At 43.8% G+C, this 15452-nt stretch carries 12 protein-coding genes; 3 read left to right on the forward strand and 9 right to left on the reverse strand.

Annotation, left to right across the window (positions count from 1 at the left end):
• Positions 1 to 10: 10 nt before the first annotated feature.
• The 7 genes from G632_RS0109390 to G632_RS0109420 form a co-directional block, all read right to left on the reverse strand.
• Positions 11 to 643 carry a CPBP family intramembrane glutamic endopeptidase gene (locus G632_RS0109390; RefSeq protein WP_022768806.1) on the reverse strand — a complete coding sequence of 211 codons (633 nt, stop codon included), beginning with the start codon at positions 641 to 643 and terminating at the stop codon, positions 11 to 13.
• A 76-nt stretch (positions 644 to 719) separates the two neighbouring features.
• Positions 720 to 2696 (reverse strand): ribosomal protection-like ABC-F family protein, encoded by a 1977-nt coding sequence (gene abc-f, locus G632_RS0109395; protein ID WP_022768807.1) that lies wholly within the window; start codon positions 2694 to 2696, stop codon positions 720 to 722.
• Positions 2697 to 2732: 36 nt separating this feature from the next.
• Positions 2733 to 3938 (reverse strand): NADP-dependent isocitrate dehydrogenase, encoded by a 1206-nt coding sequence (locus tag G632_RS0109400; RefSeq protein WP_022768808.1) that lies wholly within the window; start codon positions 3936 to 3938, stop codon positions 2733 to 2735.
• A gap of 23 nt (positions 3939 to 3961) precedes the next feature.
• Positions 3962 to 4642: a GntR family transcriptional regulator gene (locus G632_RS0109405; protein WP_022768810.1), complete on the reverse strand. Its 681-nt coding sequence runs from the start codon at positions 4640 to 4642 to the stop codon at positions 3962 to 3964.
• 12 nt (positions 4643 to 4654) lie between these two features.
• Positions 4655 to 6088 carry a 2-isopropylmalate synthase gene (locus G632_RS0109410; protein WP_022768811.1) on the reverse strand — a complete coding sequence of 478 codons (1434 nt, stop codon included), beginning with the start codon at positions 6086 to 6088 and terminating at the stop codon, positions 4655 to 4657.
• Between the two features lie 127 nt (positions 6089 to 6215).
• The gene (locus tag G632_RS0109415) at positions 6216 to 8168 is read right to left on the reverse strand and encodes an EAL domain-containing protein (RefSeq protein ID WP_022768812.1); all 1953 of its coding nucleotides are present in this window, start codon (positions 8166 to 8168) and stop codon (positions 6216 to 6218) included.
• Positions 8169 to 8272: 104 nt separating this feature from the next.
• The gene (locus G632_RS0109420; RefSeq protein WP_022768814.1) at positions 8273 to 10363 is read right to left on the reverse strand and encodes an elongation factor G; all 2091 of its coding nucleotides are present in this window, start codon (positions 10361 to 10363) and stop codon (positions 8273 to 8275) included.
• A 206-nt stretch (positions 10364 to 10569) separates the two neighbouring features.
• On the opposite strand from G632_RS0109420, the gene G632_RS0109425 reads away from it, so the two are divergent.
• Positions 10570 to 11667 carry a prephenate dehydrogenase/arogenate dehydrogenase family protein gene (locus G632_RS0109425; RefSeq protein WP_022768815.1) on the forward strand — a complete coding sequence of 366 codons (1098 nt, stop codon included), beginning with the start codon at positions 10570 to 10572 and terminating at the stop codon, positions 11665 to 11667.
• 29 nt (positions 11668 to 11696) lie between these two features.
• Entirely contained in the window at positions 11697 to 13025 is a 1329-nt protein-coding gene (gene aroA, locus G632_RS0109430) for a 3-phosphoshikimate 1-carboxyvinyltransferase (RefSeq protein WP_022768817.1), read from the forward strand.
• Between the two features lie 38 nt (positions 13026 to 13063).
• Here the strand turns inward: aroA and hflC are convergent, their stop codons facing one another.
• Both hflC and hflK read right to left on the reverse strand, forming a co-directional pair.
• Complete coding sequence (gene hflC / locus G632_RS0109435) at positions 13064 to 13939, reverse strand: protease modulator HflC (protein ID WP_022768818.1); 876 nt, start codon at positions 13937 to 13939, stop codon at positions 13064 to 13066.
• Between the two features lie 30 nt (positions 13940 to 13969).
• Positions 13970 to 14962, reverse strand: coding sequence for an FtsH protease activity modulator HflK (gene hflK, locus G632_RS19460; RefSeq protein WP_022768819.1), 993 nt, complete (start codon positions 14960 to 14962; stop codon positions 13970 to 13972).
• Between the two features lie 184 nt (positions 14963 to 15146).
• Here hflK and G632_RS0109445 point away from each other — a divergent pair, with 184 nt between their 5' ends.
• Positions 15147 to 15395: a GlsB/YeaQ/YmgE family stress response membrane protein gene (locus tag G632_RS0109445; RefSeq protein WP_026512513.1), complete on the forward strand. Its 249-nt coding sequence runs from the start codon at positions 15147 to 15149 to the stop codon at positions 15393 to 15395.
• Positions 15396 to 15452 lie beyond the last annotated feature (57 nt).

The following is a 15452-nucleotide window of genomic DNA, read 5'->3' on the forward strand; positions in this document are numbered from 1 at the left end:
AATTGCAAGGTTATCTGTTAAATATCCTGGCAATAGTGTAAACAACTGAATATATGTTGTCATAGAACTCAAAAAGGACATGTGCCATCAGGGAAATATAGATATTCCTTGTAGCGACATATGCTATGGTAACAGGCAGCGCCATAAGTACCCACTCTGCTATCCCCAAAAGTCCGTGGGCACGTGTCAGTGCACACAGTAGCAGAGAAAGAACCGTAAAGGCGAATACCTTTTTCTTGCTTCCAAACTTGATAAGAGCCTTTCTGAAAAAGAGCTCTTCAGCAACGGGCTTAAGTACGATCATCATGATGGCATACATCAGTGTCGGCAAAAGCTCATTGTGATAGATTATCTGGACCACACCGGGCTTGGCCGTTGGAAACAGCTCCGGTACGACGTCTGTCTTTAAGTAATCCGCGATGTAGAGACCGATAAATGTAAGCACAACAGGAATCCAGAAAGTGATTATCCTGCCGAAATTCTTATGTAATTTTCTAAATGAAAACTGCTTATAAAAATAATAAAAATAATAAAGAATACCCAGGTAGAATACAAAGAACAGGTACAGCGTCTGCTTGGGCAAGAATGCAGTGGAAACAATGAGCAGCAGCTCCCATAACAATGGAATATATAACTGATTCAACGCTATCTCCTTAGTTTAAACCAAATCAAATTTATTATATATTCGCTGGGATATGAGGTCAATCGGAAATTGTGCATCAGAGAGAGAGCTCTTCCCATTCATCGTAGAGTCTTTGAAGGTTTTGTTGTAAATCGCTCTGCTCATCCGAGAGTTTACGGAGCCTTCCCAGATCTGTTCCAATTGAAGGATCCGATAAAAGCTCAGTGATCTCGGCATCTCTTGCCTCCAGCTTTTCTATTTCCTCTTCACACTTTTTAAGAGCAGCTTCCTGCTTTCTCTTTCTGGCCTGAGCCTCCTTCTGGGCTTTCCAGTCGTCAGCTCCCGATGATAGCTTTGCTTCATCTGTGCTTTCAGCCTCGCTTGCTACAGCAGAGTCTTCATACTTATAAGCGCTGTCTGCAAATCCCGGTCCGGAAAGGTTCTTTTCACCAAAGAGTCTCTCCATACGCTCATCTACATGCTCAAGGTAATAGTCGTAATTTCCTATGTATCCCACCAGTTTTCCTCTGGTGAGGTCCAAAATCCTGGTGGCTGTCTTGTTGATAAAATATCTGTCGTGGCTTACATACAAAACAGTACCCTCGTAGCCGGAAATAGCCGACTCCAGGATCTCTTTGCTGGTGATGTCAAGGTGGTTTGTAGGCTCATCCAGGATAAGGAAGTTGGCATCAGAGAGCATGAGCTTAGCAAGACTCACTCTTCCCTTCTCGCCGCCGGATAAATCTCCGATTCTCTTAAACACATCATCTCCTGTGAAAAGAAATGCAGCCAGAGTGTTCCTTATCTGAGTATTGTTAAGTGTCGGATAAGCGTCTGATATCTCTTCAAAAAGAGTCTTTTCATCATGAAGTACATGGTGCTCCTGGTCGTAGTAACCCACGTGAACCTTGACGCCGTAGGTAATCTTGCCGGCATCAATGGGTTCTGCCTGATTTATCATCTTAAGCAGTGTTGTCTTACCGGTTCCGTTGTCGCCGATGATTGCCACATGCTCGCCCTTCTTGATCTCAAAATCCAGTCCTTCAAATAGCTTCTCGTTACCAAAGGACTTAGAGAGCCCCTCTACAGTAAGGACATCTCCTCCGCTCTCGCAATTAGGCTTTAGCGTGATCTTCATGCTGTCATTAACGTCCACGGGCTTATCGAGGACTTCGATCTTATCCAGCATCTTTTCCCTGCTCTCAGCTCTTTTTATGGATTTCTCCCTGTTAAAGGACTTAAGCTTGGCAATAACTTCTTCCTGATGCTTAATCTCCGCCTGCTGTTTGATGTAGGCGTTCCATTCGATAGCTCTTTTCTGCTCTTTCTTGATGGCATAATCGGAGTAGTTTCCCGTAAATGAGGAAACTCTGCAATTCTCCACTTCTATCACCTTATCTGCTATCTTATCAAGGAAATATCTGTCATGGGATACGATGATGACCGCTCCCTTATAGTTGAGCAAATAGTTTTCAAGCCATCTGATTGAATTCATATCCAGATGGTTGGTGGGCTCATCCAGGATAATGAGATCGGGATTTTGTAAAAGAAGCTTACCCAGAGCCACTCTCGTCTTCTGACCTCCGGAGAGAGTGCTTATCTTTTTATCAAACTCCTCCTCCAAAAAGCCAAGACCTCTTGCAACGCCTGTGACTTCACTCTTCCAGGCATAGCCTGACTTTCTCTGGAACTCCTCATTCATCTTGGTGTATCTGTCAAGAAGCGCAGTAAGCTCATCACCTTCAAGGTGCTTCATCTGCTCCTCAGCGTTTCTGATGCTATCCTCAAGCTCCCAAACCTCTCTCTTTACCTCTTTGAATTCCTCATAGATGGTATTTTCCGTGTCGATGTTCTGATTTTGGGCAAGGTAACCGACGGTCACGTCTTTTGCAAAAGTAACGTCACCGTCATCGGGAGACAGCTCCCCAAGTATAAGCTTAAGAAGGGTTGTCTTGCCGGCTCCGTTAATACCGACAATGGCAACCTTCTCATTGTTTTCCACATGAAAAGAGGCATCCCTAAGGATGTCCTTTCCATCAAAGCTCTTATATAATCCGTGTACCGAAAGAATCATCTTAAAACTCCAAAACTATATCAAGTCATTTACGTCTCAAAGTATAGCATATTCTTCCGCAATTGCATCTAAAAATTCTTCACTTCCGAGTTTTTCAGGATTTGGAAGTGACGTGATGAGGGCAAGATCTCCTGTCATACGTCCTGACTCAATAACAGAAAGTGTTGCCTTCTCCATCTTGTCTGCCCAGTCGCAAAGCTCTTTTATTCCGTCGAGCTCTCCCCTCTTTCTGAGTGCTCCTGTCCAGGCAAATATTGTTGCTACAGGGTTTGTTGATGTAGGCTCACCCTTTAAGTACTTGTAGTAATGTCTCTGAACGGTTCCGTGAGCAGCCTCGTACTCATAAACACCTGTGGGTGATACCAATACAGAAGTCATCATGGCAAGTGAACCAAAGGCTGATGAAACCATGTCACTCATAACGTCTCCGTCATAGTTCTTGCAAGCCCAGATAAATCCGCCCTTTGACTTCATAACGCGGGCAACAGCGTCATCAATAAGTGTGTAGAAATATGTGATTCCTGCTTCCTCGAAATCCTTCTTGAACTCAGTCTCAAATACTTCATCAAAGATCTCTCTGAATCTTCTGTCGTAGGTCTTGCTGATGGTATCCTTTGTTCCGAGCCAGAGCTCTTTCTTCTCAGCCAGAGCATATTTAAAGCATGCTCTTGCGAAGCTCCTGATTGAAGCGTCCTTGTTGTGGATACCCTGAATGATTCCGGGCTCCTTGAACTCCTCGATGGTCTCTCTTATTACTTTTCCGTCATCGCCAGTAAATACAAGCTCTGCTTTACCCGGTCCGGGGACTCTGATCTCTACATTCTTGTAAACATCGCCGTAAGCGTGTCTTGCAAGAGTAATAGGCTTCTCCCAGGTTCTTACATTGGGCTCTATTCCCTTAACCATGATTGGTGTACGGAAAACAGTTCCGTCAAGGATTGCCCTGATGGTTCCGTTAGGGCTCTTCCACATCTTCTTAAGGTCGTATTCCTTAACTCTCTCGTTATTGGGAGTAATGGTTGCGCATTTAACAGCAACTCCGTATTTGAGGGTTGCATTGGCTGAATCTACAGTAACCTGGTCATCAGTCTCATCTCTGTGCTTAAGACCAAGGTCGTAGTACTCGCTCTTTAAATCAATGTGAGGGAGAATAAGCTTGTCCTTGATCATCTGCCAAAGGACTCTTGTCATCTCATCTCCATCCATCTCAACAATGGGTGTTGTCATCTGAATCTTGCTCATTAGGCTAATCTCCTTTTTTTGTTTTATTCGTACATATCAAGAAGCCCGTGATCAACCATGTTGTCATAAGCGTTGATCATGTGCTGGTTTGCAAGCTCCTCTGCCTTATCAGGATTTTTCTCCCTGATAGCTTCCATAATATACTTGTGCTCGACGTTTGAAACAGCGCCACGGCTACTGGAAAGGGTCTTTTGCCTAACTCTCCAGACATACTGATGGTAATCCTTAAGGAGGTGCTCAAGCATCTTAGAGCCTGATGCCTCGTAGAGGATTGTGTGGAATCTGTTATCGAGCTCTGCCATCTGCTCCATGTGGCCTCTGGCAGCATGGAATTCAGCAAGATAGATGTTCTCCTCCATCTCCTCAAGCTGTTCCTTGGTTATGTTCTCACATGCCCATCTTGCACATAATCCCTCAAGCTTGGACCTGATCATATAGATGTCCTGGATGTCTTTTACCTTGATACCGGTAACGTAGGCTCCTCTGTTGGGGATGATCGTGATGAGTCCCTCAAGCTCAAGCTGTCTGAAGGCCTCTCTTACAGGAGTTCTTGATACACCAAGCTCCTGACCGATGGCAACTTCCTTAAGTTCCTCATGATCCTTGTATTTACCGTTTAAGATATCTTCCCTGATCCTGTGGAATACACGGCCTCTAAGTGAGTACTTATCCGTGACTTCCTGCTTTAAATCATGATTCTCCATATCTTTTTGTGATCACGCTTTTGCGACCACTTCTCCTTCCTTAACAACTATACCGAGCTCATTTCCAACTTCTTCTATCTTCTTTACAAGCTCACCATCAGTCATAACAGTTACTCTTCCGCCTGCATACTCTGCATCAACCCATTCCTTGACCTTCAGAACAAGTGGTGACTGCTTATTAAGAGCATGGTCATCCTTGAGCTTGTAGTGAATGTTGATCCAGTGGGCGATTCCTGCAAGACCGGAAGTATTGGAAACAGCACTTACAGGAGGTCTTCTGAGGAACTTCTCGGTATCGAATATGTTGTAGATCTCCTCGTTCTTTAAAAGACCGTCTGCATGAATTCCGGCTCTTGTAACATTGAAGTTCTTGCCTACAAAAGGAGTGTTGGCAGGAACTGTAAAGCCTATCTCTTTCTCATAATACTCAGCAAGGTCTGTGATGACCTGAGTGTTCATACCATTTAAGTGACCCTTGAGCTGTGCATACTCAAATACCATAGCCTCAAGAGGTGTGTTACCTGTTCTCTCACCGATACCAAACAGTGAAGTGTTGACTGAGCAGCAGCCATAGAGCCAGGCTGTTGTGGAGTTTGTAACGGCCTTATAGAAGTCGTTGTGTCCGTGCCACTCGATGAGCTCACTTGGAACCGAAGCGTTGGTATTGATGGCATAGATGATACCCTGTACGCTTCTTGGAATAACAGCACCGGGATAGTTTACGCCATAGCCCATGGTATCGCAGGCTCTTACCTTGATAGGAATCTGATACTCATCCTTGAGCTTCATAAGCTCGATACAGAAAGGCACAACAAAGCCGTAGATATCAGCTCTTGTGATATCCTCCAGATGGCATCTTGGGCTTATACCCTCTTCAAGACAGCTCTTTACAATACTAAGATAATGGTCTAGCGCCTGTCTTCTAGTCATTTTAAGTTTAAGGAAAATGTGATAGTCAGAGCAGGATACCAGGATTCCTGTTTCCTTCATGCCGATCTCTTTTACCAGCTTGAAGTCCTCCTGGCTGGCACGGATCCAGCTGGTTACCTCAGGGAACTTATATCCCCTCTCCATACACTTAACAGCTGCATCTCTGTCGCTCTTACTATATAAAAAGAACTCGCTCTGCCTTATCATTCCGTTAGGGCCGCCCAGTTCATGAAAATAGTCATATATTCTTACAATCTGCTCAGTGGTATAAGGAGCTCTTGACTGCTGTCCATCACGGAAAGTAGTGTCTGTGATCCATATATCCTTGGGCATATTATGGGGAACAATTCTGTCGTTGAAAGGAATCTTCGGAACTTCCTCATAAGGGAACATGTTTCTGAAAACATTCGGCTTTGCTACATCGTCAAGAATATACATGTGCTCCTCGATCTGAAGCAGATTATTCTTGTCATTCATAGTTACCGGCCGATTTTGGAAAGTACTCTGATCACTCATAACAAAACCTCACATGCAAATTGTCTTTTGCGTATAATTGTATACAATCATACCATCCATGTCAAGATTTCGTACACTGCAATAAAAAAGCGGCTTCCATATGGAAACCGCTTGAATTCTGATAATTTTAAAATGCATTCTTTCTGGCAAAGTACTTTTTGAGATCCTCGATAGGGCCGGGTTTAGCGTAGTGATAGCCCTGTATATACTCAAAACCTCTGTTAACGGAATATTGATTCTGCGACTCGTCTTCTACACCCTCTATCAGTGTGATAAAGCCATTTTTTTTGAGAACTTCTATCATATAAGAAAGAATATCATCCATTCTGTCATCATCAAGTGACTTGTAGAGAATTGTCTTATCGAATTTAATGGTCTTAACCGGGCAGTTCATGATTCTCTCAAGAGATGAATAGCCTGTTCCAAAGTCGTCAAGATAGAGCTGGATTCCTTCCTGATTGAGTATCCTCATGTTGTCATTTGCCTTTTCGTAATTCTCGAACATGGCCGTCTCGGTGATTTCCATCCTGATCTTTGAGGTATCAATGTCGTATCTTTCAATAATCTCCAGGTAGTCCTGATACATTGTACTGTGAGAAAGCTCTTTTGACGAAACATTGATGGAAATGGCATCGAAATCGTAGTACTCGGAGAGACTCTCAATCACCTTGCAGACCTTGTTAAGGATAATACAGGTCAAGGCATGTACACATCCGCCGTTCTCGGCAATCGGAATGAACTTATCAGGTGTGTATATCTTATCGCCGACTTTAAGCCTCATTAGAGCTTCAGCTACTCTGAATGCCCCATCTTCAACACTGTAAATGGGCTGCGCATATACCATTACTCTCTCATCATCCAGATCAAACCTGTTTCTGATATCCTTAAGAGCACTGGTTACCTGATATACTTCCTCAAAGTTGAGGAAATCCTCAGGTTTAACTACATAGAAGTAGCTGTTGTTCTGCTCATGGAATTTCACATTTATAATGTGCTCATTCATCTCCCTGATCTTCATTGGACTATCAAATTCAGGCGAAATTTCCTCAGTGATCAGTATGTAATTAAATGGCACCTTAATCTCAGCCTTTACACCATCATAGACCCCACGGATCTGATCAGCATATTTTAAGGCCTGCTTTTCATCGCTGCAGTCGATGACGTTTACGAACTTTTCATTTTCAAGCCTGTACATTGTCACTTTAGGACTTATTCCCTCAATAGCTCTGCATGCATTAAGCCCTATGTACATGATCTCATCGTCATCCTCGTTGATGAAATTATCGGCAGTAGGCATTCTGAATTCTGCGTACATGAGGTAGAACTTCTTTCTACCGATATTCTTCTTAAGGAATTCATCAAGAGCATTTACACTGTTGCATCCACTCTGCTCGTCATAAGGAATGTTATGGAACAAGAGAAATGCCAGGGTAAATACAGGAACATAAGTCAGTCCACTGAATACCGTATGGTTAGTACTTATGCAGAATATCTGTGCGCACAGAATAATGATCTCCACCGGTACGATAATACATACCGTGTGCCAGATAACCCTCGAAATATGACTCCTGTTAGTTACCGAAGCATAAAAGCAGATGATACATGTCACCATTCCGGCCATACAGTAAAACCTTGTGAAATGCGAAATATCAACGCCTTCAAGTGTCATTTCATAAAGTCCGCTTGCTATTATATCAACAATAAGAGCAATAACATAAACAGCAGACAGAGCCGTATACATCAATATGAACTCTTTACGCTGCCTACGCCTTAGGATAGACATCATATTTACATATGAAAAGATATGATACAAAACCCCGTTATATATCAGCGTAAATAGAATGAGAAGCGACATAAAAAGCGTTGGGTTAAAAGATTCTCCCGCTTTATTTGCCAATCTCAGGATAGTTATCTGCAGAATAATAGCAACGATTGACCAGATATTGCCCCTGAAAATATACCTGTAAACATAGGTTTTTCTGGGCTTGGTATAGAGCATGACAAACAAAAGAAGGCCTGCCAGAAGCAGACTTGCATATTCACCTATTGCATTATAGATAATGATCGAATCCGTATACATGTTATAATTTTATCACAAATTCGTATATCGTTTAATTAAACTATTATTAAATATAAGAAAAAACTCCTCCGGAAATCCGGAGGAGTTTAATAGTTTTATGCTTATTACTCTTCTGAGTTTGCTGCTGCAACCTTATCTGCTCTGTCGGCAACTTCCTTAGCCTGAACATCTGAAGGAGCCTGCTCATATCTTGCGAATTCATACTCGAAATCGCCTGCGCCACCGGTCATGGAGCGGAGCTGTGTGCAGTATCCGTAGAGTTCCATCATAGGAACCTCAGCCTCGATAACCTGCTTGCCTGTAAGGGAAGGATTCATTCCAAGAACTCTTCCTCTTCTCTTGTTGAGGTCACCCATAACGTCGCCGGTGAAGCTGTCAGGTACTGTAACCTTAAGAGAAACGATAGGCTCAAGGAGAACAGGTGATGCTTCCATGAAGCCCTTCTTGAAGGCACCTGAAGCTGCAACCTTGAATGCCATTTCGGAAGAATCTACAGGGTGATATGATCCGTCGTAAAGAACAGCCTTAACGCCTACTACAGGGTAAGCTGCCAGAGGTCCTCTAAGAACTGACTCTGCAAGACCTTTCTCAACTGCAGGGAAGTAGTTCTTCGGAACTGCTCCACCTACAACTTCCTGCTCGAATACATAAGGTGTAAGCGGATCGCCTGATGGCTCAAAGCGCATCTTAACGTGTCCGTACTGTCCGTGTCCACCGGTCTGCTTCTTGTACTTGTACTCTACGTCAGAGTTCTTGCGGATAGTCTCTCTGAAGGCTACCTTAGGCTTGGTGAGGTCGATGTTAACCTTGTATACATTAGCCAGCTTGGACTGGATAACTTCCAGGTGCATATCGCCCATACCATAAAGGAGAGTCTGACGGTTCTCAGCATCGTTGACAACCTTAAGTGTCTGATCCTCAGCTGAAAGCTTAGCCAGTGACTGTGCGATCTTGTCGATATCAGCCTTGTTCTGAGCGTGGTATCTCATGTATGTGTAAGGCTGTGAAATATCCATCTTAGCGTACTGAATAGGATTTGCTTTTGTTGAAAGAGTATCACCTGTTGCAATATCAAGCTTCTGGAGAGCTCCGAGGTCACCTGCGTGAAGCTCTGAAACTTCAGTTGCCTTGTTGCCCTGAAGCACATAGAGCTTACCAAGCTTAACATCTACGTCCTTGCCTGCGATGAACATCTGATCATCGGGCTTAAGGACACCTGAACGAACCTTGATAAGTGAGTACTTACCGATGAAAGGATCGATCATGGTCTTGAATACGAAGGCTGTCTTAGGCTTACTGAAGTCGAAGTCAGCTTCGAAAATCTCATTTGTATTGGTATTGATGCCGGCCATCTTGCGGTTCTCAGGGCTAGGCATGTACTTAACGATATCATCAAGGACTGTGTAGATACCCTGGCAGAGAGTGGAGGATCCCATCTCGATAGGAACGATTGATCCGTCGCAAACGTTACTTCTTGCTGCTGCTCTGATCTCAGCCTCAGAGAATGTATCTCCGTTGAAGTATCTGTCCATGAATTCCTCAGATGTCTCAGCAACGGTCTCAATAAGAGTATCTCTAAAGAGCTTAAGGTTAGCCTCGTTGTACTCGGGAACAGGACACTCAACAACTTCCTTGCCTTCCCATCTAAAGCCCTTCTCCTGTATTACGTTAACATATCCGACAAATTTCTCGTTCTCACGGATAGGGAGATTGAAAGGAGCCATCTTCTTGCCATACTTGTCAGTGAGGTCCTGTACAACCTGTCTGTAAGAAACATCGTCGATATCCATATCTGCTACAAAGAACATACGCGGAATCTTATACTTCTCACAAAGATCCCATGCTCTCTCTGTTCCAACTTCTATTCCGGCCTTACCTGATACAACGATGATAGCTGCATCGGCAACGCTGATAGCCTCTTCTACTTCACCAACGAAGTCGAAGAATCCGGGAGTATCCAGCAAATTGATCTTGTGTCCGTCCCACTCCAGAGGAATGGTTGTTGTGCTGATAGAAAAATGTCTCTTCTGCTCTTCCTTATCAAAGTCGCTTAAGGTGTTTCCGTCCTCAACCTTTCCCATACGGGAAGTGATTCCTGCAAGATAAGCCATTGCTTCTGCGAGTGTGGTCTTACCTGCACCGCCATGCCCCAACAGCACCACGTTACGAATCTTGTCAGTAGTGTAAACGTTCATATCTAATCCTCCAGTCTGGATATTTTGGGTAAAATGTATGAGATATGATACAGGTCCCCAAGAAAATCATATAACCATTTTACTAAAAAAGTGTTTCCAAAACAAGTATAATAGGCAGTTTTGCACAAATATAATTGAGTTGATTTTCTCGCTTTAAAGTGATATAGTGTTAAGCGAACTCTATTTATAATAGGAGGATTTTTTTCATGGACTTTAAGACCTATGGATTCATAGGACTTGGCCTTATTGGCGGTTCAATCGCACGTGCCATAAAGGCGAACACTCCCGAATCCAGGATCATGGCATATACACCCCACAGGGCAACTGTGGATGCAGCTTTTGATGAAGGCATCGTGGATCTTCCGCTGGATGCCATAGGCGAAGACTTTCGCAGCTGCGATTACATCTTTTTATGCGCTCCCGTCGAAGTAAATAACTGGAATCTCGAATCTCTTTTACCCTATATTGACCCTAAGACTACCATCACAGATATTGGAAGCGTCAAGACCAGTATTCATGAGAAGGTAAAAGAGCTCTCGCTGGAGGCTCAGTTTATCGGCGGACATCCCATGGCCGGAACAGAGCGAATAGGCTACGGCAATTCAAAGGCATCTCTTTTGGAAAATGCCTACTACATTCTTACAAAAACTGATAAGACAGATGAAAAGAGATTATCCGACTACGTTGAGCTTGTAAGGACAATCGGTGCCATTCCGCTGGTAGTGCCCTATCTTCAGCACGACTACGCAACAGCTGCGATCAGCCACGTTCCGCATGTCATCTCAGCGTCACTTGTCAATCTGGTAAAAGACAACGACACTGAGGATCACCTGCTTAAGACCATAGCAGCCGGAGGATTTAAGGATATTACAAGAATATCCTCATCATCTCCTGTCATGTGGAATCAGATCTGTACCACCAACAAGGAGAATATTTCATCACTCCTTAGCAGCTATATTGATGCCCTCTGCGATATCAAGCTTGCCATAGATGAAAAGGACGAGGACAAGATCCTTGACTTCTTTACATCTGCACGAGAATACAGAGAGTCCTTCAGCGACCTATCATCCGGTCCTATCAAGAAGGTATATCGCATCAAGGTAGAAATCGACGATAAACCCGGTAACCTTGCCAGGGTTGCTACTCTTTTGTCCGATAACAACATCAATATCAAGAACATCGGTATCGTACACAACAGAGAATATGAACGCGGTACTCTTCGCATAGAGTTCCACGATGAAGCGGGCCTTGATAAAGCCCAGGAAATACTTTCAAACAGCGGCTATACCATTTACACCAAGTAGAGAGCACACTTACACGGAGAGAACAGACTATGATAGCATTGGAAAAAGCTACAAAGCCCTTAAAAGGTGATATTTTCGTTCCCGGGGACAAATCCATTTCCCACAGGAGCATCATGTTTGGTGCCATATCAAAAGGCACAACTGAGGTAACAGGCTTTCTTGAAAGCGCTGACTGCCTCTCAACAATCGATTGTTTTAAAAAGCTGGGTGTCGAGATTGAGCACACCGTAAGGCCTACCCACGGAGTTCCTACCATAACCGTTCACGGAAAAGGACTTCACGGTCTTAAGAAGCCCGACTCCACTCTCTATACAGGAAACAGCGGAACCACAACAAGGCTCATGTCAGGAATTTTAGCTGCTCAGCCCTTCGACTCCATGATCACCGGAGACATGTCCATTGAAAAAAGACCTATGGCCAGGATCATGAAGCCTTTGACCAGCATGGGTGCTGAAGTTGTTTCCGTCATGGGAAACGGCTGCGCTCCTCTTGCCTTCACAGGCGGGAAAACGCTGCGCGGCATAAACTACCACAGTCCCGTTGCTTCAGCTCAGGTCAAATCATGCATCATGCTTGCAGGTCTTTACGCTGAGGGCGACAGTGTTGTATACGAGCCGGCACTTTCCAGAAACCACACAGAGATAATGCTTGCTTCCTTCGGAGCAGACATCCACAACGAAGTCGCAAGAGACGGAAGTGCCGTAGCTATACTCCATCCCGGAATGCCACTTGTCGGACGAAAGGTAAACGTACCCGGAGATATCTCCTCCGCTGCTTACTTTATCGTTGCAGCTCTAATGGTTCCCGGGTCTGAAATTCTCATTAGAAATGTTGGAATCAACAAGACAAGGGCAGGCATTTTAAATGTCCTTGATCAGATGGGTGCTGACATTACTCTTCTCAATGTGGATGAGTTCTCAGAGCCCAAGGCAGATATCCTTATCAAATACTCAGAGCTTCACGGCAATGAGAACAATCAGTTCATCATCAGCGGAAAAGAGATACCGACCATGATAGACGAACTTCCTGTAGTCGCAGTGCTTGCTGCTACCGGAAACTTCGACACCATAATAAAAGATGCTGCCGAGCTGAAAGTTAAAGAGTCAAACAGAATTGACACTGTGGTAGAGGGACTTCGTAGCATGGGATGTGACATAGAAGCCACAGATGACGGAATGATAATCCACGGAGGTAAGCCACTTAAGGGAGCTGATATAAACTGTCACAGCGACCACAGGATTGCAATGAGTTTTGCCATTGCATCTCTTGCAGCAACCGGAACCACGAGGATATTGGATGATGAATGCGTCGGCATTTCTTATCCGACCTTCTTTAAAGACTTACAGGGACTGCTTTAAAAGCAGCCCCTGTTTTTTTATTACTGTATTTATGTCTATCAATGATTCATGTAGAACATTCTTGCAAGCTCTGAGTTCTTATCAAGGATAATTGTCTTTTCACCATTTCCAAGAGACTCCTTGAATGCATCAAGTGATCTTACATAGTTGTAGAACTCTGACTTCTCGGGTGTGTTGTATGCCTCGGAGAGAGTCTTCATATACTCAGCTTCTCCTTCACCGGCAAGCTTAGCTGCGCTCTTCTCGGCATCTGCCTTAAGGATTGCAACCTTCTTGTCTGTCTCGTTCTTGATCTTCTGAGCTTCAGCTGCACCTTCAGCCTGGTAAGAAGCTGCTATATTGTTACGTTCTGAGATCATTCTCTCGTATACTGCTGCCCTGTTATCATCAGGAAGGTCAAGTGCCTTGATCTCAGCCTTTACGATCTCGATACCATATCCTGACATATCTGAATTGGCATCAGCTGTAATAAGGTTTGTAAGAACCTCACCTCTTGACTCAATAACTTCGTCCTGAGTCATGGATGAAATAGCAGTCTTGGTTGCGTTGTAAACTGCTGCCTCAATTCTCTCCTGAGCTCTTGCATCAAGAGCATTCAGTGACTGAATGTACTTAACCGGGTCAACAACCTTCCAAAGTACATATGTATCTGTGATCATGGACTTTTTGTCCTTGGTAATAACATCAGATGCAGGAATATCATAGATCTTGGTAGCAGCACTGATGCGCTGTGTTGTCTGTACAAACGGTGTTATCATGTTAAGTCCGGGCTGTGATTCAACCTTTACGATCTTACCGAACTGTCTTACTGCAACATATTCTTTCTGGTGAACTGTGTATAATGAGTTGCCCAGTATGATAAGTGCAGCAATTATTATAATAGTAATAATTGTTCCTGTTACTTTCTTCTTCATAGTCTTTTCCCTCAACTTTCACATGCTCTATCAGTTACCGGTGCTCTCTGAACTATCAGCTGTTACTGTAGTTGTTGTTCCTGCTACACCTGTGGTAAAACTCTCAAGCGGAAGCATCTGCTGAGTGCTGCCGTCTGTAATGATTACCTTGGCGCCCGGAAGAACATTTTCCATAGCCTCATAGAACATTCTCTGTTTGGTGATCAGAGGGTATTTGCTGTATTCTTCAAAAATGCTGTTAAACTTGGCTGCCTCACCTTCTGCTTCTGCAATTCTGGCTGCCTTCTGTGCTTCTGCATTCTGAATGATCCTGTCTGCCTCAGCCTCTGCTGCCGGAACCTGCTCACTCTGGTACTTCTTGGCATTGTTAACAGCTGTCTCTTTTCCCTGCTTAGCAGTCTCAACGGCCTTGAAAGCCTGCTTGATCTCATCTGTCGGAGGCTCAGCATCCTGTACTGTAAGGTTTACTACAGTAAGTCCGACTTCTTCTTCCTGAAGAGCCTTGGCAAGTCTTTCTTTTGCCTCTGCCTGGATCTGACCCTTGGCTGTTGTAATGACTTCATCTACAGGATAGTCAATTACGGTTGAACGAATGCTGGCAAGAGCAATGTTCTTCATTATGCTCTCAGGGCTGTTGGTGTTGTAGATATATGCCACAGGATCGCTGACTTTGTATTCGAGATAGAAATCAATATCAACGAAGTTAAAGTCCGATGTGATCATTATTCCCTCATCGTCGATAGTGATGTTCTGTCCGTTTCCATCCAGCGCATATCCGATTCCGATACCGTGGGTTGTCATATCAACCTTGTGTACTTTCTGGATAAACGGAATCTTGAAGTAGAGTCCTGCGGAGTTGGTCTGTACTACTTTGCCGAACTGTGTGACTACAGCCTGCTCCTGCTCACTTACGTTGTAGAAAGAACCCATAACTACCGAAAGAATGAATATTATAAGTATTCCCAGTAATATGTTCTTTCCAAGTTTGGATGCATCAAATTCTCTTTTTGGTTTAAGATTCATAACACTTCCTCCTCTATATAAAACATCCATCTGAATATAGCATAATGATAGCACCCGTGCCAAGCCTGATACAGAACGTCATTGGCGAATTAGTATGTGCTATCTTGCAGCTTTGTTATTTATTTCGCAATCCTTTTTTGATATACTAAGTCCTGAAAATAAGTATTTCGAAAGGGGATTAATTATGTTTAATGGACTTGGTCTTATTACAGGACTTATTGTTGGAGCAATCGCAGGATGGCTTGCAGGCAAAATCATGAATAACGAGGGCAGCCTTCTCAGAAACATCATTCTTGGTGTTGTGGGTGGTTTTGTAGGAAACCTCGTACTTGGTCTTCTGAATATTCATGGATCAGGAATCCTTGCAGGTTTAATATTCGCTGTTATCGGATCCTGCATCGTTATCTTTGCCGGTTCTAAGCTCCTTAAGTAAAAAACATAAAGCAGCCCGGAAATCACTTGGCTTTCGGGCTGTTTTTTATGTTATCTG

Source organism: Butyrivibrio sp. NC2007 (assembly GCF_000421405.1).
In the GTDB taxonomy this organism is placed as follows: Bacteria; Bacillota; Clostridia; order Lachnospirales; family Lachnospiraceae; genus Butyrivibrio.

What these genes read in the sequence shown, in the direction of transcription:
- G632_RS0109405 (WP_022768810.1), bottom strand. Translation starts at nt 4,642, where the DNA reads ATGGAGAATCATGATTTAAAGCAGGAAGTCACGGATAAGTACTCACTT.
- G632_RS0109415 (WP_022768812.1), bottom strand. Translation starts at nt 8,168, where the DNA reads ATGTATACGGATTCGATCATTATCTATAATGCAATAGGTGAATATGCA.
- abc-f (WP_022768807.1), bottom strand. Translation starts at nt 2,696, where the DNA reads ATGATTCTTTCGGTACACGGATTATATAAGAGCTTTGATGGAAAGGAC.
- G632_RS0109400 (WP_022768808.1), bottom strand. Translation starts at nt 3,938, where the DNA reads ATGAGCAAGATTCAGATGACAACACCCATTGTTGAGATGGATGGAGAT.
- G632_RS0109420 (WP_022768814.1), bottom strand. Translation starts at nt 10,363, where the DNA reads ATGAACGTTTACACTACTGACAAGATTCGTAACGTGGTGCTGTTGGGG.
- aroA (WP_022768817.1), top strand. Translation starts at nt 11,697, where the DNA reads ATGATAGCATTGGAAAAAGCTACAAAGCCCTTAAAAGGTGATATTTTC.
- hflK (WP_022768819.1), bottom strand. Translation starts at nt 14,962, where the DNA reads ATGAATCTTAAACCAAAAAGAGAATTTGATGCATCCAAACTTGGAAAG.
- G632_RS0109425 (WP_022768815.1), top strand. Translation starts at nt 10,570, where the DNA reads ATGGACTTTAAGACCTATGGATTCATAGGACTTGGCCTTATTGGCGGT.
- G632_RS0109410 (WP_022768811.1), bottom strand. Translation starts at nt 6,088, where the DNA reads ATGAGTGATCAGAGTACTTTCCAAAATCGGCCGGTAACTATGAATGAC.
- G632_RS0109445 (WP_026512513.1), top strand. Translation starts at nt 15,147, where the DNA reads ATGTTTAATGGACTTGGTCTTATTACAGGACTTATTGTTGGAGCAATC.
- hflC (WP_022768818.1), bottom strand. Translation starts at nt 13,939, where the DNA reads ATGAAGAAGAAAGTAACAGGAACAATTATTACTATTATAATAATTGCT.